The organism is Parasediminibacterium schistidii (assembly GCF_046546515.1).
GTDB lineage: Bacteria > Bacteroidota > Bacteroidia > Chitinophagales > Chitinophagaceae > Parasediminibacterium.
Genome location: NZ_JBKHKJ010000024.1, coordinates 64,799 through 87,112, shown reverse-complemented (window position 1 = coordinate 87,112; position 22,314 = coordinate 64,799). Strand labels below are relative to the sequence as shown.

The following is a 22,314-nucleotide window of genomic DNA, read 5'->3' as shown; positions in this document are numbered from 1 at the left end:
TATAAGTGTCCTCGTTTTGCATCCCATCTTCTTGCCCCTGGGGGTGTTTGTTCCGGCTTTTTGGGATAAGTGGCGGGCAGGGTTATAGTAGGGTATTTTTTCACTAAAAAGCGAAAAACTTTTATGCACCCGCCTGACAGTTGTGCTGCAAGATGCACTTGAAGATGCCTGTGCAATGCCAGCAACAACTGCGGAGGGGCTTGCGGAAAAATTAGCTGTAGAGGGTGAAATGGTGCTGATGCACGATGGAACGGAGCGGGAAATACCACGCCCAGTGGAAGATGAGGAACAAAAAGAGAACTACAGTGGCAAAAAGAAAAAACACACGTTGAAAAACGGGGTGATTATTAGCACGCTATGCCTGATACTGTTCGTGGGTGCCACTGTAAGCGGTGCAACGCACGATAAAAAGATTGCAGATGAACAGTACTTGGGCGTACTTGGCAAAGCAATGGCAAAAATCATACTATTGCAGGACACGGGCTACCAAGGTTTTGCCCCCGATGGCATCAGGATTATCCAACCCAAGAAAAAGCCAAGGGGAAAAGACTTGACACAAGCCCAAAAAGATGAAAATAGGGCAATATCAACAGTAAGGGTCATGGTAGAACATGCTATCGGTAGCACAAAAAGGTACAGGATTGTTAAAGACGAATGCAGGTTGAGAAAAAACGAATATCCCTACAAGGTATTTGCTATTTGTACAGGCTTGCATAACTTTAAGGTCGAGAGGAAACCCGTTAAATAACCTGTAATTAAACTGACATAAACGCTAATGGTTGAGTGAAAAAAGAAAAACAAATCAAATGACTTATCAACACATTTGTAGTAGTTCCTTATCTTTGATTGGTGGAAAGAAAACGTACTATTTTTTTTCAAAGAATATTTTCGTGAATTTTACGACAGCCTCACTTGAAAGGTGCAGAAGAAAATTCTTTGGATCTTGGAAATTATTGAAAGCATTAATCGTATCCCTGAAATTTATTTCAAACACTTTGAAAAACCAATGGTCTTTATGAAATTAGGGTTCAGGTAGGAAATAATATCCATTGCATATTTTCTTTCTTTGACAAAAATGAAATTGTAGTGGTAGAGCATGGTTTTCAAAAGAAAACCCAAAAGACATCAAAGCAGGAACTAGACGAGGCAGAAAAAATTAAAAAGCAGTATTATGAAGAAAAGCAATCTCACAAGCCCTAGCGAATTTATAACCGAAGAAATAGGTCCTAAAGGCACAAAAAAACGTGAGAAATACGACAACGAATTTCAAGCTTTTAAGATGGGTGTACTTATTGAGGATGCAAGACAGGAAAATGGCTTGACACAAGAACAGGTTTCCGAACTTGCAGGAACTAATAAATCGAACATTTCAAAACTAGAAAAAGATTTAAAAGACGTGATATCTTCAACCTTGCAAAGGATAATTAAAGACGGACTTGGCGGCCAACTCAAAATATCTATAAAGGTCTAGCTGCGCTCAGGGAGCCATAAGGGGAGATAATACATAGCCCATCTGCAATGTGCCTTTCTTTGCAGCTCCATTTGGGTTTGAAAATCATTTTAAAAGATATACTTTCTTGATGAATAAAATAACTGTTTCTTGCTTGTTTGCATTGTTATTCGCGTGCAATGATAATGACACAAAACATAATCTTCCCACTGACACGCAACCTTCTGTAACAAATCTGCCTATCCAACTGTCAGTTACTATTACCAATATGTACCCGCACGACACAACAACTTATACCGAAGGCCTAGAATTTCACGACAATACCCTGTACGAAAGCGGGGGGCAATACGGTAGCAGCAAGCTGGTAACTGTTGATTTAAAAACAGGGAAGGACATTAAGAAGCTAGGCCTAACAAAGCAATATTTTGGCGAGGGCATTACCATTATCAACAACAAAATCTACCAACTTACGTGGAAAGAAAAAATCTGTTTTGTGTATGATGCAAAAACATTTGCCAAGTTAAAAGAGTTTACTTACGAAGGAGAAGGCTGGGGCATGACAAACAATGGCAAGCAAATAATCATGAGCGATGGCAGCAACAACCTGTACTTCCGGGATCCAGAAACATTCAAGGTCTTGAATATTGTAGGTGTTAGCGACAACAATGGCCCTCTGGGCAATGTAAATGAGTTGGAATATATTAATGGCTACATACTGGCCAATATCTGGCAAACAGATGTGATTGTGAAAATAAACCCCGAAAGCGGCAAGGTATTGGCCAAGGCAGATTTTGCAGGAACTAAGGAAAAATACTTCCCCGAAGCGATAGAAAGGGCAGAAGTACTGAATGGCATTGCCTATGACAGTACAAACAAGCACTTGTTCATTACTGGCAAATATTGGCCAAAGATTTTTGAAGTGAAGGGGTTGGTGGAGTAGGGATGGATTACCAATCGAGGATTAGTGCAAGCAAAATTGCATTAATTGCCGATTCTTGCCAAGTGAAATTAGTCCAATCCTAATTTTGATAGATGTATTTTGCTACTGCCTATAGATTGCCTTGCGGCCAATGTAAGCCTTATTTTCCGCAAGAAAGCGGCAAATAGGCGAATTGTTACCCGCAACTTGATATTTGAAATATTACTTACAACAAACAAAAAATTATATAAAAACTAGGTCTATAGTCTTTCCCTATCTCATTATAGAAACAATCAATCAATAGCTATAATTCACATCCTGCATCTTTGCGTTTTAGTAAAGAAATTAAAAAAATACAATATGAGCAATCGTGTCCTATCTATCGGCAGCACATTCCCAGCATTTAAGAAAAAAGTAGTAGTGTCTATTGAAAAAGGTAAAGAATTTACAGAAATTACCAACGAAACATCTGGAAAATGGACAGTAATGTTTTGGTGGCCAAAAGATTTTACGTTTGTTTGCCCAACAGAAATTGCTGAGTTCAATAAAAAAAGCAGTGATTTTGCAGATAGGGACGCTGTGTTAATTGGTGCATCTACTGACAGCGAATTTGTACATGCTGCTTGGAGAAGAGACCATGCCGATTTGAGGGATTTGAAATTCCCTATGCTGGCCGACACTTCAAAATCATTGGCTGAAGAACTTGGCATATTGGATGCAGATGAAAAAATTGCCTACCGTGCCACATTTATCGTGGATCCACAAGGCATTGTTCGCTGGGTAAGCGTATATGACCTAAGCGTAGGCCGCAATGTGCAGGAAGTATTGCGTGTGCTAGATGCTTTGCAAACCGATGAGCTTTGCCCTTGCAACTGGACAAACGACCAAAAAACATTGACAGCCGAATTGGCACTTAATTAATTTTTTGAGGCAAAAGGGGGTTAGGCAAGGAGGCAAAGAGTATTGTACATGATTGGAACTCTTTGCCTCCTTGCCCCTCTGCCTGTTTCCCTCAATAAAACATATCTAATGAGTATTCAAAACGAAACTTTTGTAAACCTGCTAAACGAGTTGGCTATACCCAATTACACGCCTTCGGCCAATGCCGAGGCATTGCTGGCCGTTGATGCAAGGTTTATTAAAGACTTGAAAATAAACGTGGGAAATGTATTGGTAAACACGCAATACCTTAACAGAAAAGAGGCCTTGTTGCTGGCGCTTAGCGTAGCCATTAACGAAAAATTTGATTTGCTGAAAGAATCATTTACTGGCTTGGCAAAGCAGGCTGGTGCAACCGATGCGGAAATTGCCGAAGTGGTGGCTTGCACGTCGTTGATGAACACGAACAATATCTTTTACCGCTTCCGCCATTTCATGAAGAAAGATTTTTATTCCAACCAGCCAGCAGGGATTAAAATGAGCATTATGATAAACCCTGTACTGGGTAAGGCATTTTTTGAACTGATGAGTTTGGTTATATCTTCCATCAATGGATGCGAAATGTGTGTTACTTCGCACGAACAATCTGTTTTGCAGCATGGTTACTCCGAAAGCAAGATTTTTGAAGCTGTAAAATTGGGTGCTATTATTAAAGGGTTGATTACGGTATTGAGTTAGGAGGCAAAGAGTATTAATTTGCTATCTTTTCTTACTTTTTGCCTCCTTGCTTATTACCTCTTTGCCTTTTTCGATAGCCGAAATTAAACCCTCATCTACCTTAAACCTTCTGCTTTGCGATGTTTTTACTGGGCAGCATTTATTAATTTTGTGCTTTAATACAAGAAGTTATGATTAAAACGGGTAATACCATCATCAGCATATATACGGAAATGACACCTAACCCGGAAACAATGAAGTTTGTAGCCAACAAACTATTGTATCCGGGCAAAAGCATTGATTTTGCGGAGGAAAGCCTAGCAGGCCCATCGCCATTGGCCAAGGAATTGTTTAGCTTCCCGTTTATAAAAAGTGTTTTTATAGCTAGTAATTTTATTACGCTTACAAAAACCAGTGATACAGACGATTGGCAAGACGTGATACCTACCATTAAGCAATTTTTGAAAGAATATTTAGAAAATGGCGGCGTGGTAGTAAACGAGGAAGAAGTTGCGAAGACCAAGCAGGAAGCAAGCAATACAGTAAGTGCTGATGACGATGATATTGTGAAAAGAGTAAAAGAATTGTTGGAAAATTATGTAAAACCTGCGGTGGAAATGGATGGAGGAGCCATTCAGTTTAGGAGTTATAATGAAGGCACGGTAAACCTGATGCTGCAAGGCAGTTGCAGTGGTTGCCCATCGTCTATGATAACGCTGAAAGCAGGCATAGAAGGCATGATGAAGCGCATGATACCAGAAGTAAAAGAAGTAATTGCAGAAGCAGAATAATAGTTGTTTTTGTTGTGTGTGTTTGTTTTGGTAAGCGGGTTGCTATTGCATCCCGCTTTTTTTTGTGGGTTATTTGCCACAAAAGCACGAAGACACAAAGAGGCACAAAGTTTTTAAGGAAAGAATAAATAAAGAGCTTGTATTTTTTGTTTTTTCTTTGTACTTCTTGGAGTCTTAGAGCCTTCATGGCAATATAAGTTGCAATTAGTAACTTTTATATTTTCTTTAGAATGTATAATGTTTAATATTGCAATTAATTGCACCATATAAAAATCTGAAAAATGAGCGCATTGTCCCGTAGGAAATTTCTAGCTGCTGCCAGCCTCGCCGCAATTGCCACCACAGCTTCTGGCCTTAGCAAAAGAGCTGCCGCAAAGCAAAGCCTGATGCACATAGTATATTACTGGTTGAAAAACCCAGCCAGCGAGGCAGACAAGCAAAAACTAATAGACGGCTTGCATGAGTTGGTAACGGTAAAACAAATAAAATACCACCATATAGGCGTGCCGCAGGTTTTTGTGGAAGGCGACCCGCAAAAAAGCTATCATGTGTCCCTGTTAATGGTGTTTGAAGAAGCGGGCGATATAGATGTGTATCACAAAGACCCAATACACGCCAAGTTTGTAAAAGAATGCGGCGATTTATGGGGGAAGATTGTGAAGGCAGATTCGTTGGCGGTGTAATGTTACCCCTCCTCCAAAAACAAATCACTCGCAATACCATCTGCCAATAGTTTGCCTTGCTTGGTTAATTGAAGGCACTCACCCGAAAGTAAAGCACTACCCTGTTGAATATATTTTGTAGCCGATGCCTTTATGGTATCGGCTTTTAGTTGCCCCCAATTGCTGGTTATATGGGTAAATGACAAACCCTCCATAGTACGTAGGCTGGTCATAATATATTCGTTCAAGGTTTGGGTAGGCGTAAGTTCCTCTTTTTCAAAGGCAAGTGCTTGTGTGGCAATGCCTTGCATATACAAAGCATTGTTGGCAATATTCCATTGGCGGCTAGTTCCATTAAATGAGTGTGCTGCTGGCCCAAGGCCCATATAATGCACGCCCTGCCAATAACTGCTATTATGTTTGCTTCGCCAACCGGGTTTTGCGAAATTGCTTATTTCATAATGCTCATAACCTGCTTCGCCCAGCCATTGCATCAGCAATTCAAAATGTCGGGCTTGTTTCTCGGCTTCTGGTTGTGGCACTTTTTTTAGCTGTATCATTTTGTCCAATGCCGTTTTGGGCTCCACGGTCAGGGCATAGCAGGATAAATGCGGTATGCCCAAAGCAATAGCCGTTTTCACATTGGCCTGCCAGTCTTCGTCAGAAAGCGAAGGCGTGCCATAAATAAGGTCGATGCTTATATTGTGAAACCCATATTCTTTTGCCAGTTGTATGGCTTCCCACGCTTGGCTTGCATTATGGGCACGGTTCATCCAGCGCAAATCTTCCTCCCGGAAAGATTGCACACCAATGCTTAGCCTGTTAATGCCACGGGCTTTCCAGTGCAGCAATTTTTCAGTGGCAATATCATCTGGGTTTGCTTCTAGCGTTATTTCTGCCGTGGGCGAAACAGTAAAATTACTTTTTATGGCAGCCATCAGCATATCCATCTGCTCGTTGGTGCAAAGGCTCGGCGTGCCGCCACCAAAATAAATGGTATTTATCTCGCCAGTTATATACCCTTTCCTAATCCCCATTTCTGCAACAATTGCCTCCACCATTTGGGGCAATAAACTATGTGTAGTAGAAAAATGGAAATTGCAGTAATGGCAGGCTTTCCTGCAAAAAGGAATATGGATATAAATGCCAGGCATAAAATTTATTTTAAACGCTAAATTTAAAATTTAGAAACGGTTGGTATAGCCACGACGGCTAAAAGTAGCGCTAAGAAAAGAAAAAGATCTTTCACCACATAGCCACCTAGATTTTCAGGTATAAAATGCCGGATTTGTAAAAATAGTCCTATATTGGGTTTAGAATGAGATAGATTTTACAAAAAACCAGCCATTTTGAATAGACCATGTTTGCAATGTGTAAAAATAGGAGTTGATTTGGTGTAAAGACATAGCAATAAATTTGATTTTTTGTTACTCCTCAAGTGCAAGTTTGGTTAATCTGCCACGAAGGCACAAAGCTACAGGAAGGTACAAAGTTTTAAGGGAAGAAGAAAGCATTTATTTAACGCTAATTTCAACGCATATTTGCCTAAACAGCAATTTTCTCATTCATAATGCAAGCAACAATCACTGAAAAAATACTTAAAACCACCCGGATTGCCATTTTTGCATCGGGAGCAGGTAGCAATGCCCAAAAGATTATTGACCATTTTCAACAGCATCCCCAAATAACTATATCCCTTATTGTATGCAACAAGCCCCAAGCAGGTGTTGTTCAAATAGCAAGCAATGAGCAAATACCTGTTTTGATCATTGAAAAGGAACGTTTTTTCAAGGGTGATGGATATGTGAGTGAATTGCAAGCACTTGAAATAGATTTTATTGTGCTGGCAGGCTTCCTTTGGAAAATACCGCTTGCCCTTATCAATGCTTTCCCAAATAAAATCATCAATATACACCCTGCGCTATTGCCAAAATATGGCGGCAAAGGCATGTATGGTCATTTTGTACATGAGGCGGTTATTGCCAACAAGGAAGCGGAAAGCGGTATCACTATCCATTATGTAAACGAGCATTTTGACGAGGGCTCGCCTATTTTTCAGGCAACTTGCCCAGTTTTATCCACAGATACACCCGACAGCTTGGCTAAAAAAATCCACAGTTTGGAACATGCGCATTTTGCGAGGGTGATAGAGGAGATTTTTTTGCCACAAAGCCACGAAGGCTCAAAGCAGCACTAAGAAAATATAGGTCTAACCACAAGGTTCACGAAGAATTTACACAAAGTACGCAAAGAAATCCTCCATATTTTAAGTAATATGTTGCACGGGTGCATAACACTTTTTCGCTTTTTATTGAAAAATCAAACAAGCCTAACCTCACCCCTCCCGAACGGCCATAACAAGTTACCCAAATGAAAAGGTAATAGGCACATGGCAGGGGAATAACATTTGCATATTTTTAATAATATATTTTTTATCTTGTTTTTATTAAAATAGTTTCAGATTTGCCATTTTTGTGGGATTTTTACGCTGTTCCTTTTTTTCAAAAATCGTTACCATGCTTGTAAACCATTGATTATCAACAAAAACATCAAATTTTAGTGCTTATTTTATGCCTATTTTGTGCTTATTTTATGCGTATTTTGTGCTTGGTTTCTGCGTAATTTATACTCATTTTGTGCCTAATTTTTGCGTATTTTATAACCATAAATACAAGACGGATTTATGGGACTACAACTATTTTAATATTAGTAAAAAAAGAACTACGATTAAGATGCCGAGGCACTAGTTTGGTAAGTAGTTTGTATCAAGTGCATTCCTAGCACAAAAATAAGGTTTTTATAGATTGGGGCTTATCAGGACAAAGCGAAAAAGTTTTATGCACCCTCTTTACACTTCCCTCACCCCCTAAAGAAGGCAAATAGACACAATGGCTATGTGAGAAGCCTGTTATTTATTTGAGTTGTGCAATGCTTTGTTTTCTTTATATGCCCTTAGCCTTGTGTATTTTGTGTTTTCTATTTCTTGTGAACATTGTGGCAAAAATATTCTATGTGGTGAGTAGTAACAAAAATTTAATGGAAACCTTTGTAGGCTTCTGTGCTTGCTTGCGCCACAACAGGTGCTTTTTTGACAAGAAGCAATATACACAAGGCAATGCTTACAGAAACTGCCATTACCAATGCCGTGGAAAGGATGCCTTTATATGGCAACATGCCTACCCCAGCAGATATGGCACCTCCAATGCCAATTTGTATAAAGCCCATTAGCGAGGAAGCTGTACCAGCATTTTTGGCAAATGGATTCAACGCCACAGAAGCTGCATTGGGAAAACTAAGCCCTGAACAGGAAAGCAATATAAACAGGAAGCATATAGTAGATGCAAGGCTTACCCACCCATTTAATGCCGTGGCCAGGAAAGCAAAACTGGTAATGGCTTGTATTATCAAAACAGTTTTAAATATGGCTTGGTTGCTGAACCGGGTGGTTAAATAATGATTTAGCTGGCTGGAACCAATAAAACCTATGGATAGCCCGGCAAATATGCCGCCATAAACTTTGGGGCTAACATGGAACTCCCCCATGAAAATAGCTGGCGAGCCTGCCACATACACAAACAATCCTGCAAAAGAAAATGTGCCTGCAAGGGCATAAATATAAAATTGTGGCTTGGTCAAGATATTTAAAAAGCCCGTGATGATGGGTTTTGGCATGAGAGACACGGTTGGGTCTGGCTTGTAAGCCTCGGGCAAAAAGAAAATGGCAACTACCAAAACAATGGCAATAATGGCAGCTAGTATCACAAACACAATACGCCAATTCCAGGCTGTTATAATAAACCCACCAACGGTAGGTGCCAGCAATGGCGACACGCCCAATATCAATATCAGCAACGAGATAATCCTTGCACTTTTCTCGGCTGGGAAAAAATCAAGCACCATGGCCATGGCTGCCACGGCACTTACACAGCCACTTAATGCCTGCACAAACCGCATTACCCAAAACATTTGGATGGAATTTGTCAAGGCGCAACCAAGCGTTGCCACAACACACAAGCCAAGCCCGATAAACAAAGGCTTTTTTCTTCCAAACCTGTCTAGCAAGGGGCCATACAAAATTTGCCCAATTGCAAACCCAAAGAAATAAATAGATACAGACAAAGCGACATCCCCGAGGCTGGTATGCATATCTGCAGCAATATTGGGGAAGGCTGGCAAATACATATCAATAGATATGGGCGTGATGGTGTTTAGCGCACCAATCATTAGTATCAGGAAAAAATTTTGCAGCTTGATTCTTTGCGTAATGCCCATTCCATTATATGTTTAGTGCAATGATACAGCCTATCAGTATAAAACAATGATACCTTTTTTACCGATAATATTACCCATTAACCTTTCTTCCCATTTCAAAATTCAATGCTATTATTAATTTTGAAAAATTAGTAAGCCATATTACATCAACCACCATTATGAAAAAGTTCTTATTTATAATCATCACATTCACTTGCATTTTCCAACTAAATGCCCAAGTAAAAGAAGGCACCATTATCTACGAGCGGAAAATAAACTTTTGGAAAAGGATACAAAGCGAAGAAAGGAGGGCTGTTGTGCCAGAATTCAGGGTTACCAATCATGTATTGTATTTCAATGACAGCATTTCACTGTACAAGACCTTTGCCGCGCCAGAAGAGGATTTCAATAGCGGCGATGGGAGCGGGTTTGGCGGAGGTGGTGGTTTTGGTGGTGGCAGGGGCGGTGGCCGTTTTTCCAGAATGATGGGTGGCATGGATGGCGACTTGTTTAAAAACCTTTCGGAAGGCATTTCCACTCAGGCTACCGAGCAAGCCGGGCGAAATTTTTTAATAACCGACACCATTAAAAAACAATCATGGAAAATTGCCGCAGAAACCAAGGTTATTTTAGGCTATACCTGCCGCAAAGCCACGCTGAAACAAAAATCTTTTGGTGGGGGCGGCTTTGGCGGAGGCAACCGAAACAGGCAGGGCAGCGATAACAATAATAGCAGTGCAGATACAGCCCGCAGGAACAGAGCTGCAACAGAAGTAGATGTAGTGACTTGGTTTGCAGAAGGCATACCAGCTTCCGTGGGGCCAGAGAGCTACGGGCAACTGCCTGGTGCCATACTGTCTGTTGATGTTGACAATGGCTTTATGGTGTACACTGCCACTGACATAAAGAAAACAGTATCGGAAAAAGACTTGAAAGAACCCAAAAAGGGCAAAAAAGTAACCCGGCAGGAATACCGCAAAATGATGGAAGAAGCGATGAAAAATTTTGGCGGCAATGGCGGGGTGGATATGACACAAGGGTCGCCACAGAATGAATAATTATGCAATATACATAGCCACAAATGCACAAAGTCTCGGAGCAAGGGTGCATAAAAGGTTTTAAGTTTTTTTATTAAAAAATGAATCCAGCGAACCTCAACCCCTCCCGAAAAGCCGGGAAAAGTCCTCCAAACGGAGCGTTAACAGAAACAAGGGAAATGGCAAGGCAAAAACATTTGACTATTTTTAATACTATTATTTTAGCCTTTTTTTTATTAAAATAGTTTCAGTTTTGCCGATTTTTGGTCTTTTTTGCCGCTTCTGATTTTTTTTAAAAATCCTCGCAATTTTTGTAAAGGATTGATTATCAATAATATTAGCGAACTTTTTAGTAGAAAAAACGTGTAATTTTATGATAATTTACTATCATTTATTGATTATGTATTGATAAGAAACTGATAATAAACTAATCATTTCATGATAATAAAGTGATAATTTATTGATAAGGAATTATAATACCCTAATTTTTAAAAACTACTATTTTAATATTAGTAAAAAAAGAACTACAATACTGTTGCGAGACACTAGCTTTGTAAATGCTTTGTATCAAGTGCATTTATAGTACAAAGATAAGGTTTTTATAAATTATGGCACGTTTCAGGACAAATCAAAAAAGGTAGCCCAAGCGAAAAACTCCTATACAACCAATTAGCCACTAATGCACGAATATCACTAATTTTTTATATTAATTAGTTGTTTTTAGCTAAACACCAGTTGCTTGTAGGGAGACATTCATGCACCCTGAAGCACGAAGCAACACTAAGAAAAAGTAAAAAAGAATAGATTTTAACCTTGTTCTTTCTTCCTTTAGTAACGTTTCCGAAATAACTTTCCCCATCTAGGGTAATTTCAAAAGAAATATTTAACCACAAAGAACACAAAGATTTTGCGCAAATAAGCATAAAGAGAATCCTTTTTAAGGTAAAACGTTTCACTTTAAGGACACAAAGGGAAACGCAAAAAGATTGATAAAATGAAAAAAAAAACTTATTCGGAAATGGGGAAAGTTATTTTGAAAGTATTACTAAGACAAAATATCCTTATATTTGCATCGTTAGTTTTGGTTGCGGCTCCGATTTTTATCGGGGCCAATTTTTTTTATAGCCACTCCACCAGTATTCCTGAAATTAGGAAATGTTTTTTGTTAATTTTAACCCATAGTAAAATAGTAAGGCTGGCTGTTTTGAAACTATATAACCTGAGCGCATAGCACTTTTATTTATATAGTAGCCACATCGCTATATAAAGAAGAAGAAGAGAGAAAACATAAATATTGAGGAAACGCAAGCAATAATTGGAAAGTATTTTTTAACTGAAGGATTAAATTGGCAACATTGCCAAAGAACTTTCCCCAAGCACATTCAATTTTTAGGCTCCTACTTTGCCCAACACATACAACTGGGTAAGATCTGGCGATGGACTGCCGCCTGCTTTTTCTAGTGTGATGGCAAATATGTCTGCCTTTTGGGTGTTTTTTAGCTTGCAAACACCATTACAGTCAGATAAAACACCTGCATCTATTGGCTTGCCGTTTACCAAAGCCCATAGTTGGTATTGTTTCCCCGCTGGTGCTTTGGGCAAATTGTTGGCAAATAAATATACGTCCTTAGTTTTGTTGTTCCAGAACACGGTAGCCAAGCTGGTTTCTTTTGTAGGCACACCTTTCATGGCCACTTTGATGATGTTTGTGTCGCTCATCAATTGCAGATTGCTATACAGGTCTATGTATTTGGCCTGCATGGTGCTATTGTCGGCCGAAAGGTTGTTCTTGTCGTTTAGCAATGCCACTACTTGTTTGTTGGCAGCATCGTACTTGCCATAGAAATATACATTCAGCCCTGCGCTTACTATCAATAATATGATTGCTGCTGCGGCTGCATATTTAAACAAATATGGTTGGCTAGCTGCTGGCTTTATGGGCTGTAAAGGCACTATCTTGGCTTCTTGTACATTTGCCGCCGGTCTTATCATATCCCCAGCCTCTTCCTCCAATGCAAGCATCAATTTTTCACGGGTGGCAGCATTTGGCACAATAGCGTTAGCAAAAGCGGTGGCTTCTAATGACGCTTCAAATGAGGCAATAGCTTCCGCTATTTCAGGGTGCTGGCCTCTGAGTTGCTCTATTTCGGCAACTTCTTGTGCATCAGCCATACCTAAAACGTAGGTTTCTATTATGCCATTTGATATGTAATCCTTGATGTCCACTTATTGTTTTATTGCTTTATTCTTTTATTATTGTCCTTAATTGTATTAATGCGTTCCTCAACCTTGTTTTTACCGTGCCTAGGGGGATGTTTAATATTTTAGAAATCTCGTCCTGTGTGTATCCTTGAAAATAAGCCAGTTCTACCAGTACTTTATAATCTTCTTTCAATTGGTGTACCACTTTTCGCAAGCCTATCACGTCTGTTTGCAACTGGGTAGTGCCGCCTGCATCAAAAGTGGCTTCTGTAAGCTCACTATTTTGCTGACTGTTTTGATACCCTTTGCTTCTTACCGTGTCTATTGAGGCATTGCGGGATATATTGAGCATCCATGTAAATAACCTTCCTTTTGTATCGTCGTAACTTTCTATCTGCCTCCAAATTTTAACAAAAACCTCCTGTAGCACATCATTTGCCAGCTCAATGTCCGCAACAATGTTGTGAATAACAGATAGCAAAGCCCCGCCATAATTATCGTATAGATAACCATAGGCTGTGTGGCTACGCTGTTTTAGCAATAGCACCAACTCTGTTTCGCTGTATTTTTTTACGGCCTCCAAGCTGTATTTTAAGGTTTTAAAAATCAGATGTTACATTATAAACGAGAAATGATGGCAGTTGGTTTTGTGCCTTCTTTATTTTTTTACTATCTAACCAATGCCTGATAGGCTGCGGCATCTAGCAAGGTGTCTATATCGCCCACATTGGCAACTGCAACTTTCACCATCCAGCCTTTGCCATAAGGATCGGTATTTACCAATTCTGGTTCTTTTTCCAGCAATGGGTTTGTTTCCAGTATGGTGCCGTCAACTGGCAAAAACAAATCACTTACCGTTTTCACTGCTTCTACGGTACCAAATATTTCAGCGGCTTTCAGCGTTTTGCCTACGGTGCCTATTTCTACAAAAACAATATCGCCCAGTTCACTTTGTGCAAAATCGGTAATGCCTATTGTGGCTGTGCTGCCTTCTAGGCTCACCCATTCGTGGTCTTTGGTATAACGTAAATTGGTAGGGAAACCCATGATATTTCAATTTTATTATAATGCAAGTAAATGCTTTTTATTCTAACTACACAGTGAAAATTATATTTAATATTCCACTAGATATATTTATTGCCACAAAGGCACGAAAACACAAAGAAGCACAAAGTTTTAAGGGAAAAGAAGAAAGAAAAAGCATAAATCCTTTTATTTCTTATTGCTACTTTGAGCCTTACTTCCTTTGTGGCAAATCGTGTGGTGCGCACCATTTTATCAATTCAGCAATTTTATTTTCATCCAAACGTTCATCATGGGCCTGTCTCCTGGCTTGGTGTAAATAGATGCTATTTTGTCTATAACGTCTAGCCCGCTTATAACTTCCCCAAAAACAGTATAATTCTGGTCTAGCTGTGGCGTGCCGCCAATGCGCTGGTAAATTTCTTTTTGTGCTTTGGTATAAGCAAAACTGGCATTGCCACTTTTTGCAATCCTTTCACCGGTAGTCCTTATTTGTGCTGTGTCTATCGGTTTGCCTTGCACAATGTAAAACTGGCAATTGCTGCTTGCCTTGGCAGGGTTACCATCCCTTGCGGCGGCTAAAGCGCCTTTTTTATGGAAGAAATTGGGGTTGAACTCGGCAGGTATTTTTTCCCCTGGTGCTTCGCCATCGCCTAGCCTTACCGTGTCGGGGGCGTTTTTGCTATGCGGATCGCCCCCCTGAATCATAAACTGCCTGATTACCCGGTGAAACAATAAGCTATCGTAAAAACCATCTTTTACCTTGGCAATAAAATTGTCCCTGTGCAGCGGCGTGGCATTGTATAGCTTGGCAACCATAACACCAAAGTTGGTGGTTATTTCTACTAGTTGTTCTTTTGGCAATGGGGCTGATGGTGTTGTTGCCTTATTGGTAGCAACTTCTTTTTTTGCAGTGGTATGTTCTTTTGCTTGGGCAAATATGCTTGTACAGCTTACGAGTGCAATAGAGAATATTAAGGCTTTCCTTATCATATAAAAATATTGTTACTAACTACAAAAATATTGTTTAGCAGCATTGCCACTATCACGCTCTAAAGTTCAAATATATAACCTATTGATAAATGTATGATACAACAGTGGAACAAAAGATTGAATAGAGGAGGGCAAAACTGAGTGTGTTCTGACAGCCATCAATATTTCAAATGTTAGTATTGGTGGGATTATAGATAAACAATTGTCAATTTGCCGCTTCAATGTTTTTCCAGTTTTCGCCGCGCTTAATCCTGAGTATTTGCGTTTCTGTAATCTTGAAAAATTTCACGAGTTGCTTCATAGGCTTGCCCTCATTTAGCATTTTTTTCAGCAACATCACCCTTGTTACAGTCAATTTTGCTGACTTTGACTTGGTTTGGTCGCGTTTCTTTTTCACCATGTTTTCTTCTATCACATAAGGGCTTTTTTGTTGGTGTTTGTAGTTCTCGGCGGGGGTCATCCATTTTAGGTTCGTGTACCTGTTGTTCAATTTCTCGAAGTCGATATGGGCAACTATTGTTTGCCCGGGTGTTGGCTTTTCGAGGAAATGCTTTGCCACAAGCCTATGTATGAGGCAGTGCCAGTTGATGGTCCTTGCCAAAGTTTCTTTTTTTATTTTTTTCGTATGGTTAATTTTCAATTTGCTCAACTGCTTCGTGGTTTCGGCAATTTTAGTTTCGTTTTCCCCCGCTTTTTTCATACGGGCCAATTGATAATACAAGCTTAGTATTTCTGCTTGCGCAGCATCAAACTGGGCTTGCGTCTCTTTGTCCCTTGGCGTAAAAAACTTTAGCCTAATTATTTCATAGCCATTTATTAGCAGGGTCTTTAAAATATTGCCGTTTGATTTTTTGTGGAAAGAACGTACCCGCCCATAGCTTGAAATCTCAAACCTGGCTTGGTTTGTGATTTCAAAATCAAAGTCAAACTCAATGGGTTTCCATTGTTCCCTTGCGAAGTCTATCATACTATTTCTCGAAAATTGAAGTGCGTGGCAGGCTGTTTTTGCATTGCCACTACCACATACGTTTATCAAGCAAACAAGATTGTTTACCCCTTTACTCCCTTTTTTATAAACATACAGTACGTAAAAATACAAACAAAGTGCCACTTTATGTGGGTCATATCATTTTTTTTAGCCTTTATCGGTAAGATTTGGCAAATTCCCAAAAGTTGCCCAAAAAAAATCGGGCAAATAATCGAAACCTTTTACTTACACTGTTGTAGGCCTATATCCTAGATATTTCCTAAAATCCCATTTGTTCAAAATAGAGCAAGATATGGTCTTTCAGAAAGTTGTCCTGCTCGTGCAAGGGCATGGTTGGCAATGTTTTCAATTGCTTGAAGTGTGGCCAGCCTTCCTCGTCGTTGCCTTCTTTCAGGTAGTAGCCGCTAGGCCCCAGTATAGTGCAGATGGCAACATGCATCAGGTCCTGCTTCTGCTCTTTGCTTATTTTTTCTTCTAAAAAACCTGTTTCCTGCATCCCTATTAGAAATAAAACTGCCTCTGTGTCTGGTTTTTTGCCAAACCGCTCTATCAATTTTGCTTCCAATGCCCACCAGCGTTGCTGTAAATCGTCTGTAATCAACATCCAGCAAAGATAAAGTTAGCTGCAATTGGAAATGGGAAAAATTCCTTGTTGAATTTCGTCACAAACACACGAAGGCTCACTGCGGCACTAAGGGAATGAGAAAAAGAAAGATGCGCGCAACAAAATACTAATTCTTTTTTGAGGTGCTAACGACTTTAATAAAACCCTGAAAGGGTTAAAAAATAGTAGCCACGGGTTGCACCCGTGGTAAGCATTAAAGGCTGTAACCAACCCAATGGGATTGAACTTCCCCACGCTAACTGTACGCAAGGCAACATTTATTGCTGCAAGACATGAAAACTGCTTTTTAGGAAAACCGTTTCACTTAAATGACACAAAGAATGGTGTAACTAGACTAATAAACAGTAAATGTACTTGTGCGTAATTAGCTTAATACTGTATGAAGAAGAACCGCAGATTCTGAACCGCTTATCTTCTAGGCTTGGGTTCAATATAGGCATAAAACGGGTGGTGCAAGATTGGTTAATCTGTGACGAAGGCACGAATACACAAAGCGGCACAAACTTTTATAAAGGAAAAAGTAAAAGAATGATGTAATCAATATCTTTTAACCTTCTCTTTCTTCGTCTTCTCGTGTTTTTGTGCTTCTCTAAAAATCATTCAAAACAAACTTTGAAACAATGCATGCTATCAATATAGCTATACTGCAACTTGTACCCAGCAATGGCACATACCTGCTGCACAATAGACAGGCCCAGCCCATTGCCTGGCTGTGTGGTTTGTGGATGGCGGTAGAAGCGGCTGCCAATTTTTTGAATATCTAATGCTGGCAAGGAGGATGTGTTTCCAATAACTAAATAATTGGCAGTTAACGCTATATCAATTGCTCCACCAGCTACATTATACCTGATGGCATTATTGAACAAATTGGTAATGATAATATCAGCAAGGTGCAAATTGAAAACGGCTGCAACTGGTACTACATCGATCGTTGTTTTTATTTGATTGCTACTATTTAGCTCAGCCACTTCCTCTATTTTTTGCTTTATCAGTTCATCCCAAAGTATTGTTTCTGTAAGCTCAAAAAAATGGTTTTCTATTTTAGCCAATAGCAGCAGCGACTGGTTGAGGCGGGACAATTTATTTACCGATTGTTCTATTGTGGCAATGGAAGCGTGATGGTTTTGCAGAACAGCATCGTCCTGCATCAGGGTTTCTGCACGGGATGCAATAACCGCCAAAGGGGTTTGCATTTCGTGTGCCGCATTGCTTGTAAACGCTTTTAACGTGGCATACTCCTGCTCTATTTTGCCGGCCATATTTGCAAGGCTTTTGTTTAGCAAGGCAAACTCGTCAATCGTGCTATCGGGCAATACTAAAGATTGGTGGCTTGCCAGTTTATATTGGGTTATTAAATGGATTGTGTTGTAAAATGGCTGCCACAGTTTCTTAAGTACAATTCGATTGATAATAAGGCCAACAATTATTATTACACCAATCATCCCAATAGCAATCAATACAATCACCTGTATAAGGTATTCTGTTTCTTCCTGTGATTTTGTAACGGTAACTTTATAATGCTGCCCGGCAACAGCCACATGGAAAGATAACACCCTTAGCCAAATATTTTCTTGTTCTTTCTCTTCCCAAACCATTTGGGTAGCAAACTGTGTTTCTTGAAAAGGGGCATTAGTTTTAGTAAAAGCAGTTTTCTGGTCGCTAGTATTTACAATCTCGGGCAATTGGTTGTGTTCTTTTATATATTGCACAATCTCTGATTGCTCAGATTGTAATGTTTTGTCTAGCTGACGTAGCAATACATAGTGCAGCACAAAATAAAAAGCCAAGCAACCAGCCAAAAAAACAAGTATGGATGCCCCTATATTGATGCGGTTGTATCGGCTAAACAATTTCATATACCAGAAAATTTATAACCCATGCCATATACGCTTTGCAGGTAATCTGGCGTGCCTGCCACCATTAACTTTTTCCGTAGGTTTTTAATATGGGTATAGATAAAGTCGTAATTGCCTACCATGTCCATATCATCGCCCCAAAGATGGCTGGCAATGGCATTTTTAGAAAGCACCCTGTTTTTATTTACCATGAAATAAAGAAGCAAATCGAATTCTTTCCTTGTAAGTATCAAGTTTTTTTGATGCACATATACTTGCTTTGCCAGAACATCTATCAATATTTCGTTGAATGATAGCTTATTGCTGCCCTGCTGGTTTTTGCGGCGGATGATGGCAGCAATACGCACGCTTAGCTCGGGCAAGTGGAATGGCTTGGTAAGGTAATCGTCTGCACCAAGCTCCATGCCTTTTATTTTATCGTCTAGTTCGTTCCTTGCCGAGATGATGATTACCCCATCCATTTTGTGGTTTGCCTTTAATGTTTGTAGCAATTGCAGTCCATTGCCATCTGGCAAGCCAATGTCCAGCACAATGCAGTCGTATTCATAACATTCAATTTTATCAAGGGCATCGGCAAAATTGCTGGATGCTTCACACAGGTATTGCTGTTTGCCTAGGTAGTCGGCAATGCTTTTGTTTAATGAAGGCTCGTCTTCAACAATCAATATTTTCATGCCTGTTTATTTGCCCAAAGTAAAAGCGGAAAAAGGAGAAGGTGATAAAATAGTTGCTATTCCGCCACAAAGGCTCGAAGGAGCATTGAGAAATAAAAAAGAAAAGCGGTTAGTTTCTTTCTTATTCTTCCTTATTCGGACAGTTTCAGATGCTCCTGGGGTTTTAACCCCGTGGAAACAAAGGGTTGAAATCGATTGGAAAGTGAACGAAGAAATACAAGCCTATTCTGAACAGCCTATCTTGGTGCTGCGTTGTGCCATCGTGGTAGATTAACAAAACTGGCACCTGAGTAGTAATAAATAGGCGAATTTTTCAAACAAAACTTAATTAACATTAATTTAACATTTTAATATTTATTTAGTAACACATTGATTATCAATACTATAATCTATTCTACATATCTAAACTTAACCCATTACCAACACAAACACGGTACTTTGTTTTGCATAGTACTGTAAAATCCCATTATCTTTGTATCGTCAAAATAGCTGAAAGGCTATTCATTATTTAAGAAGATAAAAAGATTCAATCATGGATATTCAAAACACACAGAGCCAGATGCGGAAAGGGGTATTGGAATTCTGCATTTTATCTGTTATACGCCAGGGCGAGGTTTACCCCAGCGATATAGTAGATAAAATGAAGGCCGCCAACCTAAACATACTGGAAGGCACATTGTACCCCTTGCTTACCCGGCTGAAAAATGCGGGATACCTTACCTACCGATGGGTAGAAAGTAACAGCGGCCCCCCACGCAAATATTTTGTAATGACTGACGAGGGGCTCGCTTTTTACGAAACACTGGAAAGCACCTGGAAAGAATTGGCAGACGCAGTACACGCCCTTACACAACCGATAGAAGCAGAACACAACAACACACTTTAACCACCAACAAATTTTTACGACATGAAAAAAGTAATCAACATCAACTTCCAAGGACGGGTAGTACCTATTGAAGAAAATGCTTACGATATATTGAAACAATATGTAGAAAGCCTTAGGAGGTATTTTGCAGAAGAAGAAGGCAGGGACGAAATAATAAACGACATAGAAAGCAGGGTAGCCGAGCTGTTTGCAGAGACATTGAAAAAGGGCAGCACCTGCATTACAGACGATGATGTAAACAACATTATCAACAGCATGGGCCGCCCAGAAGATTTTGACGACGAGGAAGCCAACGTGCACGCACAGCTAGGCGGCAAACAACAAAGCTACCAACAACAGCCCAACAACAATGGCCCACGCCGTTTTTTGAGGGACGAGAACAACAAAGTGCTGGGTGGCGTTTGCAGCGGCATTGCCAACTATCTTGGCATCGACCCATTGGTTGTACGCATCTTGGCAGGCATCATGGTTAGCCTATGCTTTGTTCCTTACCTAGTTATTTGGGTAGCCGTGCCAAGCACTGCAGCGGCTGTTATTGGCAGCACGCGCAAACGCCTGTTCAGGGATATGGACGATAAGGTGATTGGCGGCGTGGCCAGCGGACTAAGCCACTATTTTGGGATTAATGTATGGATACCAAGGCTTATATTCCTAATTCCTTTCCTTTCCTTTATTACCAATTGGAACCATGGCAGCCTTTTCCATTTCCAGCATTTTTTATCGCTTTCCTTTAGCCCAGGCGCTACTGTTATCTATATTATACTATGGCTGATACTGCCAGAAGCACTAACCAGTGCCGACAAACTGGAAATGAAGGGCGAAAGGGTAGATCTGAACAGCATTAAAAACACTATACAAACAGATATGGAAGGCTTTAAGGAGCGTGCCGAAAAATTTGGTGCCGACCTGAAAAACAGAGCGGAAGAATTTGGCAAAGGGTTTGCCCCAAGGGCGCAGCAATACGGCAACGAGGCAGCTTTTATGGCCAGGAGAAGCGGTAGGGGCTTAGGTGGGGTAATAGCCATGATAGCCAAGATATTTGCATATTTCATTCTTTCTGTATTGTTATTGACACTAACAGGGGTCTTGTTTGGCTTTGGCATCGTATTCATAGGGTTTTCGCCCGTTTTTGATTATGTATTTAACAGTGGCAGCGAAACAGCACTTGCTTGGGCTAGCATTGTGTTTTTTATCTGGGTACCCGTTATTGGCATTATTACATGGGTAATCCGCCGGTTTATGCGGACCAAACGCAACAGCGGCCTGATGCGCTACACTTTTATCTCGCTGTGGGCAGTAGGCTGGGTATGTGCTATTTGTTTGCTAGCATCTTTAGATAGGGATTTCAAGTATAAAAACAGCGCAGTTGAGGAAAACGTGCGCCTTAGCAACCCTAAAATAGACAAACTAGAAGTGCAACTGAGCGGGTATGGAAGGAATGGAAGGGGCAATCATTGGATGAAATTTGAACCTTTTGAAGGCATAGACAGCGATACCGTATTTGTACCGAATACCGACATAAGGGTTACAAAATCTAATTCAGATAGCTTTGAAGTAACAGTGGTAAAAATGAGCAATGGCGAAAGCAGGGCAGCAGCTAATGCGCTGGCCAACAAAATTACTTATTCCATTGCCCAGAAAGACAGTATCCTTTCCTTATACAAGGGCATACCTATCAATACAACAGACAAGTTTAGGAACCAACGGATGATTATAACCATTGCCGTGCCTGTGGGCAAAAGGATAAAAATTGATGATAAAATTGGCTGGAGGAACAATGTGCATATTGGCATCAACGATAACGACTGGGATTGGAAGCACGACTTTTTCAATGAACAAGACATGGACTGGCAAACAGATGTAGAATATATAATGACCGTGAAAGGGCTAAAATCGGTTAAAAAATCGGAGGATAACGATAATAACAATGATGACAAAAACCAAAGTCTGGAAGATTACAAACGCAGTCGTGAGGAGCTGAAACAAGATATAGAAGAGCAGCAACGCCAGATAGACGAAAAGAAAAAAGAGCTGCAAGACCAGATAAAAGACCAGCAAAAAGAACTGGAAGAAAAAAAGCGTGAGCTAAAGAGGACAGTTGACAGCACTTTGCTTAAATCTATTTATCAATTAAAGCCATTGCCTAGGCAACAAAAGTTGTATTACAAAGGGCGCGAAGTAAAAGTAGTAACACGCATCATGAACACAATATAAGCTGCATAGCTAAACTCGGTTAAAGTTGGGGAACTATAAGGCCACTGTTTTATTCTTAAAACGGTGGCCTTCCCTTTTTGCTTATGGGTAGGTGCCTATTGCATAGGCCCTGTTGCACAAGGATATTTTGTAAATAGCAAAAAGTTA

General features: G+C 40.1%; 23 protein-coding genes and 1 pseudogene. 14 read left to right on the top strand and 10 right to left on the bottom strand.

The genetic code is table 11. From position 1 onward, the window contains the following. The first annotated feature begins 142 nt into the window (after window positions 1–142). The 8 genes and pseudogenes from ACHFIY_RS14135 (at window position 143) to ACHFIY_RS14100 (ending at window position 5,439) form a co-directional block, all read left to right on the top strand. Complete coding sequence (locus tag ACHFIY_RS14135; protein WP_410846755.1) at window positions 143–748, top strand: transposase family protein; 606 nt, start codon at window positions 143–145, stop codon at window positions 746–748. A 269-nt stretch (window positions 749–1,017) separates the two neighbouring features. Continuing rightward, window positions 1,018–1,200, top strand: a pseudogene (locus ACHFIY_RS14130) (type II toxin-antitoxin system RelE/ParE family toxin); the annotation flags it as partial. After that, a complete protein-coding gene (locus tag ACHFIY_RS14125; protein WP_410846754.1) occupies window positions 1,172–1,471 on the top strand; it encodes a helix-turn-helix domain-containing protein in 300 nt (99 codons plus the stop codon). The pseudogene ACHFIY_RS14130 and the gene ACHFIY_RS14125, both read left to right, overlap by 29 nt. Window positions 1,472–1,580: 109 nt before the next feature. Continuing rightward, the gene (locus ACHFIY_RS14120) at window positions 1,581–2,390 is read left to right on the top strand and encodes a glutaminyl-peptide cyclotransferase (RefSeq protein ID WP_410846753.1); all 810 of its coding nucleotides are present in this window, start codon (window positions 1,581–1,583) and stop codon (window positions 2,388–2,390) included. Window positions 2,391–2,729: 339 nt separating this feature from the next. Next, window positions 2,730–3,290: a peroxiredoxin gene (locus ACHFIY_RS14115; RefSeq protein WP_410846752.1), complete on the top strand. Its 561-nt coding sequence runs from the start codon at window positions 2,730–2,732 to the stop codon at window positions 3,288–3,290. Between the two features lie 108 nt (window positions 3,291–3,398). Next, the gene (locus ACHFIY_RS14110) at window positions 3,399–3,986 is read left to right on the top strand and encodes a carboxymuconolactone decarboxylase family protein (protein WP_410846751.1); all 588 of its coding nucleotides are present in this window, start codon (window positions 3,399–3,401) and stop codon (window positions 3,984–3,986) included. Window positions 3,987–4,156: 170 nt separating this feature from the next. Further along, on the top strand, window positions 4,157–4,756 hold the full coding sequence (locus ACHFIY_RS14105; RefSeq protein ID WP_410846750.1) for a NifU family protein: 600 nt from the start codon (window positions 4,157–4,159) through the stop codon (window positions 4,754–4,756). Window positions 4,757–5,037: 281 nt separating this feature from the next. Next, window positions 5,038–5,439, top strand: a complete 402-nt coding sequence (locus ACHFIY_RS14100; RefSeq protein WP_410846749.1) for a Dabb family protein — start codon at window positions 5,038–5,040, stop codon at window positions 5,437–5,439. A gap of 2 nt (window positions 5,440–5,441) precedes the next feature. Here ACHFIY_RS14100 and hemW read toward each other — a convergent pair whose 3' ends face one another. Continuing rightward, on the bottom strand, window positions 5,442–6,572 hold the full coding sequence (gene hemW, locus ACHFIY_RS14095; RefSeq protein WP_410846748.1) for a radical SAM family heme chaperone HemW: 1,131 nt from the start codon (window positions 6,570–6,572) through the stop codon (window positions 5,442–5,444). A 416-nt stretch (window positions 6,573–6,988) separates the two neighbouring features. On the opposite strand from hemW, the gene purN reads away from it, so the two are divergent. Then, window positions 6,989–7,615 carry a phosphoribosylglycinamide formyltransferase gene (gene purN / locus ACHFIY_RS14090; protein WP_410846747.1) on the top strand — a complete coding sequence of 209 codons (627 nt, stop codon included), beginning with the start codon at window positions 6,989–6,991 and terminating at the stop codon, window positions 7,613–7,615. A gap of 836 nt (window positions 7,616–8,451) precedes the next feature. Here purN and ACHFIY_RS14085 read toward each other — a convergent pair. Continuing rightward, a complete protein-coding gene (locus ACHFIY_RS14085; RefSeq protein ID WP_410846746.1) occupies window positions 8,452–9,690 on the bottom strand; it encodes a multidrug effflux MFS transporter in 1,239 nt (412 codons plus the stop codon). Between the two features lie 158 nt (window positions 9,691–9,848). Between ACHFIY_RS14085 and ACHFIY_RS14080 the strand changes: the two genes are divergently transcribed. Together ACHFIY_RS14080 and ACHFIY_RS14075 are read left to right on the top strand one after the other, a co-directional pair. Beyond that, window positions 9,849–10,727 carry a GLPGLI family protein gene (locus ACHFIY_RS14080; protein ID WP_410846745.1) on the top strand — a complete coding sequence of 293 codons (879 nt, stop codon included), beginning with the start codon at window positions 9,849–9,851 and terminating at the stop codon, window positions 10,725–10,727. A gap of 973 nt (window positions 10,728–11,700) precedes the next feature. After that, window positions 11,701–11,937, top strand: a complete 237-nt coding sequence (locus tag ACHFIY_RS14075; protein WP_410846744.1) for a hypothetical protein — start codon at window positions 11,701–11,703, stop codon at window positions 11,935–11,937. Window positions 11,938–12,095: 158 nt separating this feature from the next. Here the strand turns inward: ACHFIY_RS14075 and ACHFIY_RS14070 are convergent, their stop codons facing one another. From ACHFIY_RS14070 to ACHFIY_RS14035, 8 genes are all read right to left on the bottom strand, one after another. After that, window positions 12,096–12,878 carry an anti-sigma factor domain-containing protein gene (locus ACHFIY_RS14070; RefSeq protein ID WP_410846743.1) on the bottom strand — a complete coding sequence of 261 codons (783 nt, stop codon included), beginning with the start codon at window positions 12,876–12,878 and terminating at the stop codon, window positions 12,096–12,098. Between the two features lie 70 nt (window positions 12,879–12,948). Continuing rightward, window positions 12,949–13,491 (bottom strand): RNA polymerase sigma factor, encoded by a 543-nt coding sequence (locus tag ACHFIY_RS14065; RefSeq protein WP_410846742.1) that lies wholly within the window; start codon window positions 13,489–13,491, stop codon window positions 12,949–12,951. An 86-nt stretch (window positions 13,492–13,577) separates the two neighbouring features. After that, entirely contained in the window at window positions 13,578–13,955 is a 378-nt protein-coding gene (gcvH, locus tag ACHFIY_RS14060; RefSeq protein WP_410846741.1) for a glycine cleavage system protein GcvH, read from the bottom strand. A gap of 231 nt (window positions 13,956–14,186) precedes the next feature. Next, a complete protein-coding gene (locus tag ACHFIY_RS14055; RefSeq protein ID WP_410846740.1) occupies window positions 14,187–14,924 on the bottom strand; it encodes a peptidylprolyl isomerase in 738 nt (245 codons plus the stop codon). 205 nt (window positions 14,925–15,129) lie between these two features. Then, window positions 15,130–15,891, bottom strand: coding sequence for an NUMOD4 domain-containing protein (locus tag ACHFIY_RS14050; protein WP_410846739.1), 762 nt, complete (start codon window positions 15,889–15,891; stop codon window positions 15,130–15,132). Between the two features lie 280 nt (window positions 15,892–16,171). Further along, a complete protein-coding gene (locus tag ACHFIY_RS14045; protein WP_410846738.1) occupies window positions 16,172–16,516 on the bottom strand; it encodes a hypothetical protein in 345 nt (114 codons plus the stop codon). 617 nt (window positions 16,517–17,133) lie between these two features. Beyond that, window positions 17,134–18,393, bottom strand: coding sequence for a sensor histidine kinase (locus ACHFIY_RS14040; protein WP_410846737.1), 1,260 nt, complete (start codon window positions 18,391–18,393; stop codon window positions 17,134–17,136). After that, the gene (locus ACHFIY_RS14035; protein ID WP_410846736.1) at window positions 18,390–19,067 is read right to left on the bottom strand and encodes a response regulator transcription factor; all 678 of its coding nucleotides are present in this window, start codon (window positions 19,065–19,067) and stop codon (window positions 18,390–18,392) included. Before ACHFIY_RS14035 ends, ACHFIY_RS14040 begins: the two co-directional genes overlap by 4 nt. On the opposite strand from ACHFIY_RS14035, the gene ACHFIY_RS14030 reads away from it, so the two are divergent. The 3 genes from ACHFIY_RS14030 to ACHFIY_RS14020 all read left to right on the top strand — a co-directional run bounded on the left by ACHFIY_RS14030 (window position 19,066) and on the right by ACHFIY_RS14020 (window position 22,167). Further along, complete coding sequence (locus ACHFIY_RS14030; RefSeq protein ID WP_410846735.1) at window positions 19,066–19,341, top strand: hypothetical protein; 276 nt, start codon at window positions 19,066–19,068, stop codon at window positions 19,339–19,341. The two genes, ACHFIY_RS14035 and ACHFIY_RS14030, sit on opposite strands and share 2 nt — an antisense overlap. 258 nt (window positions 19,342–19,599) lie before the next feature. After that, complete coding sequence (locus ACHFIY_RS14025; RefSeq protein WP_410846734.1) at window positions 19,600–19,953, top strand: PadR family transcriptional regulator; 354 nt, start codon at window positions 19,600–19,602, stop codon at window positions 19,951–19,953. A gap of 21 nt (window positions 19,954–19,974) precedes the next feature. Then, window positions 19,975–22,167 (top strand): PspC domain-containing protein, encoded by a 2,193-nt coding sequence (locus tag ACHFIY_RS14020; RefSeq protein ID WP_410846733.1) that lies wholly within the window; start codon window positions 19,975–19,977, stop codon window positions 22,165–22,167. Window positions 22,168–22,314 lie beyond the last annotated feature (147 nt).

Bases quoted from the DNA above. Each gene is read 5' to 3' on its own strand.
- ACHFIY_RS14105 (WP_410846750.1), top strand. From the start codon at position 4,157: ATGATTAAAACGGGTAATACCATCATCAGCATATATACGGAAATGACA.
- ACHFIY_RS14025 (WP_410846734.1), top strand. From the start codon at position 19,600: ATGGATATTCAAAACACACAGAGCCAGATGCGGAAAGGGGTATTGGAA.
- ACHFIY_RS14115 (WP_410846752.1), top strand. From the start codon at position 2,730: ATGAGCAATCGTGTCCTATCTATCGGCAGCACATTCCCAGCATTTAAG.
- ACHFIY_RS14020 (WP_410846733.1), top strand. From the start codon at position 19,975: ATGAAAAAAGTAATCAACATCAACTTCCAAGGACGGGTAGTACCTATT.
- purN (WP_410846747.1), top strand. From the start codon at position 6,989: ATGCAAGCAACAATCACTGAAAAAATACTTAAAACCACCCGGATTGCC.
- ACHFIY_RS14070 (WP_410846743.1), bottom strand. From the start codon at position 12,878: ATGGCTGATGCACAAGAAGTTGCCGAAATAGAGCAACTCAGAGGCCAG.
- ACHFIY_RS14055 (WP_410846740.1), bottom strand. From the start codon at position 14,924: ATGATAAGGAAAGCCTTAATATTCTCTATTGCACTCGTAAGCTGTACA.
- hemW (WP_410846748.1), bottom strand. From the start codon at position 6,572: ATGCCTGGCATTTATATCCATATTCCTTTTTGCAGGAAAGCCTGCCAT.
- ACHFIY_RS14085 (WP_410846746.1), bottom strand. From the start codon at position 9,690: ATGGGCATTACGCAAAGAATCAAGCTGCAAAATTTTTTCCTGATACTA.
- ACHFIY_RS14040 (WP_410846737.1), bottom strand. From the start codon at position 18,393: ATGAAATTGTTTAGCCGATACAACCGCATCAATATAGGGGCATCCATA.
- ACHFIY_RS14050 (WP_410846739.1), bottom strand. From the start codon at position 15,891: ATGATAGACTTCGCAAGGGAACAATGGAAACCCATTGAGTTTGACTTT.
- ACHFIY_RS14080 (WP_410846745.1), top strand. From the start codon at position 9,849: ATGAAAAAGTTCTTATTTATAATCATCACATTCACTTGCATTTTCCAA.
- ACHFIY_RS14120 (WP_410846753.1), top strand. From the start codon at position 1,581: ATGAATAAAATAACTGTTTCTTGCTTGTTTGCATTGTTATTCGCGTGC.
- ACHFIY_RS14030 (WP_410846735.1), top strand. From the start codon at position 19,066: ATGCCTGTTTATTTGCCCAAAGTAAAAGCGGAAAAAGGAGAAGGTGAT.
- ACHFIY_RS14035 (WP_410846736.1), bottom strand. From the start codon at position 19,067: ATGAAAATATTGATTGTTGAAGACGAGCCTTCATTAAACAAAAGCATT.
- ACHFIY_RS14045 (WP_410846738.1), bottom strand. From the start codon at position 16,516: ATGTTGATTACAGACGATTTACAGCAACGCTGGTGGGCATTGGAAGCA.
- gcvH (WP_410846741.1), bottom strand. From the start codon at position 13,955: ATGGGTTTCCCTACCAATTTACGTTATACCAAAGACCACGAATGGGTG.
- ACHFIY_RS14125 (WP_410846754.1), top strand. From the start codon at position 1,172: ATGAAGAAAAGCAATCTCACAAGCCCTAGCGAATTTATAACCGAAGAA.
- ACHFIY_RS14110 (WP_410846751.1), top strand. From the start codon at position 3,399: ATGAGTATTCAAAACGAAACTTTTGTAAACCTGCTAAACGAGTTGGCT.
- ACHFIY_RS14075 (WP_410846744.1), top strand. From the start codon at position 11,701: ATGAAAAAAAAAACTTATTCGGAAATGGGGAAAGTTATTTTGAAAGTA.
- ACHFIY_RS14100 (WP_410846749.1), top strand. From the start codon at position 5,038: ATGAGCGCATTGTCCCGTAGGAAATTTCTAGCTGCTGCCAGCCTCGCC.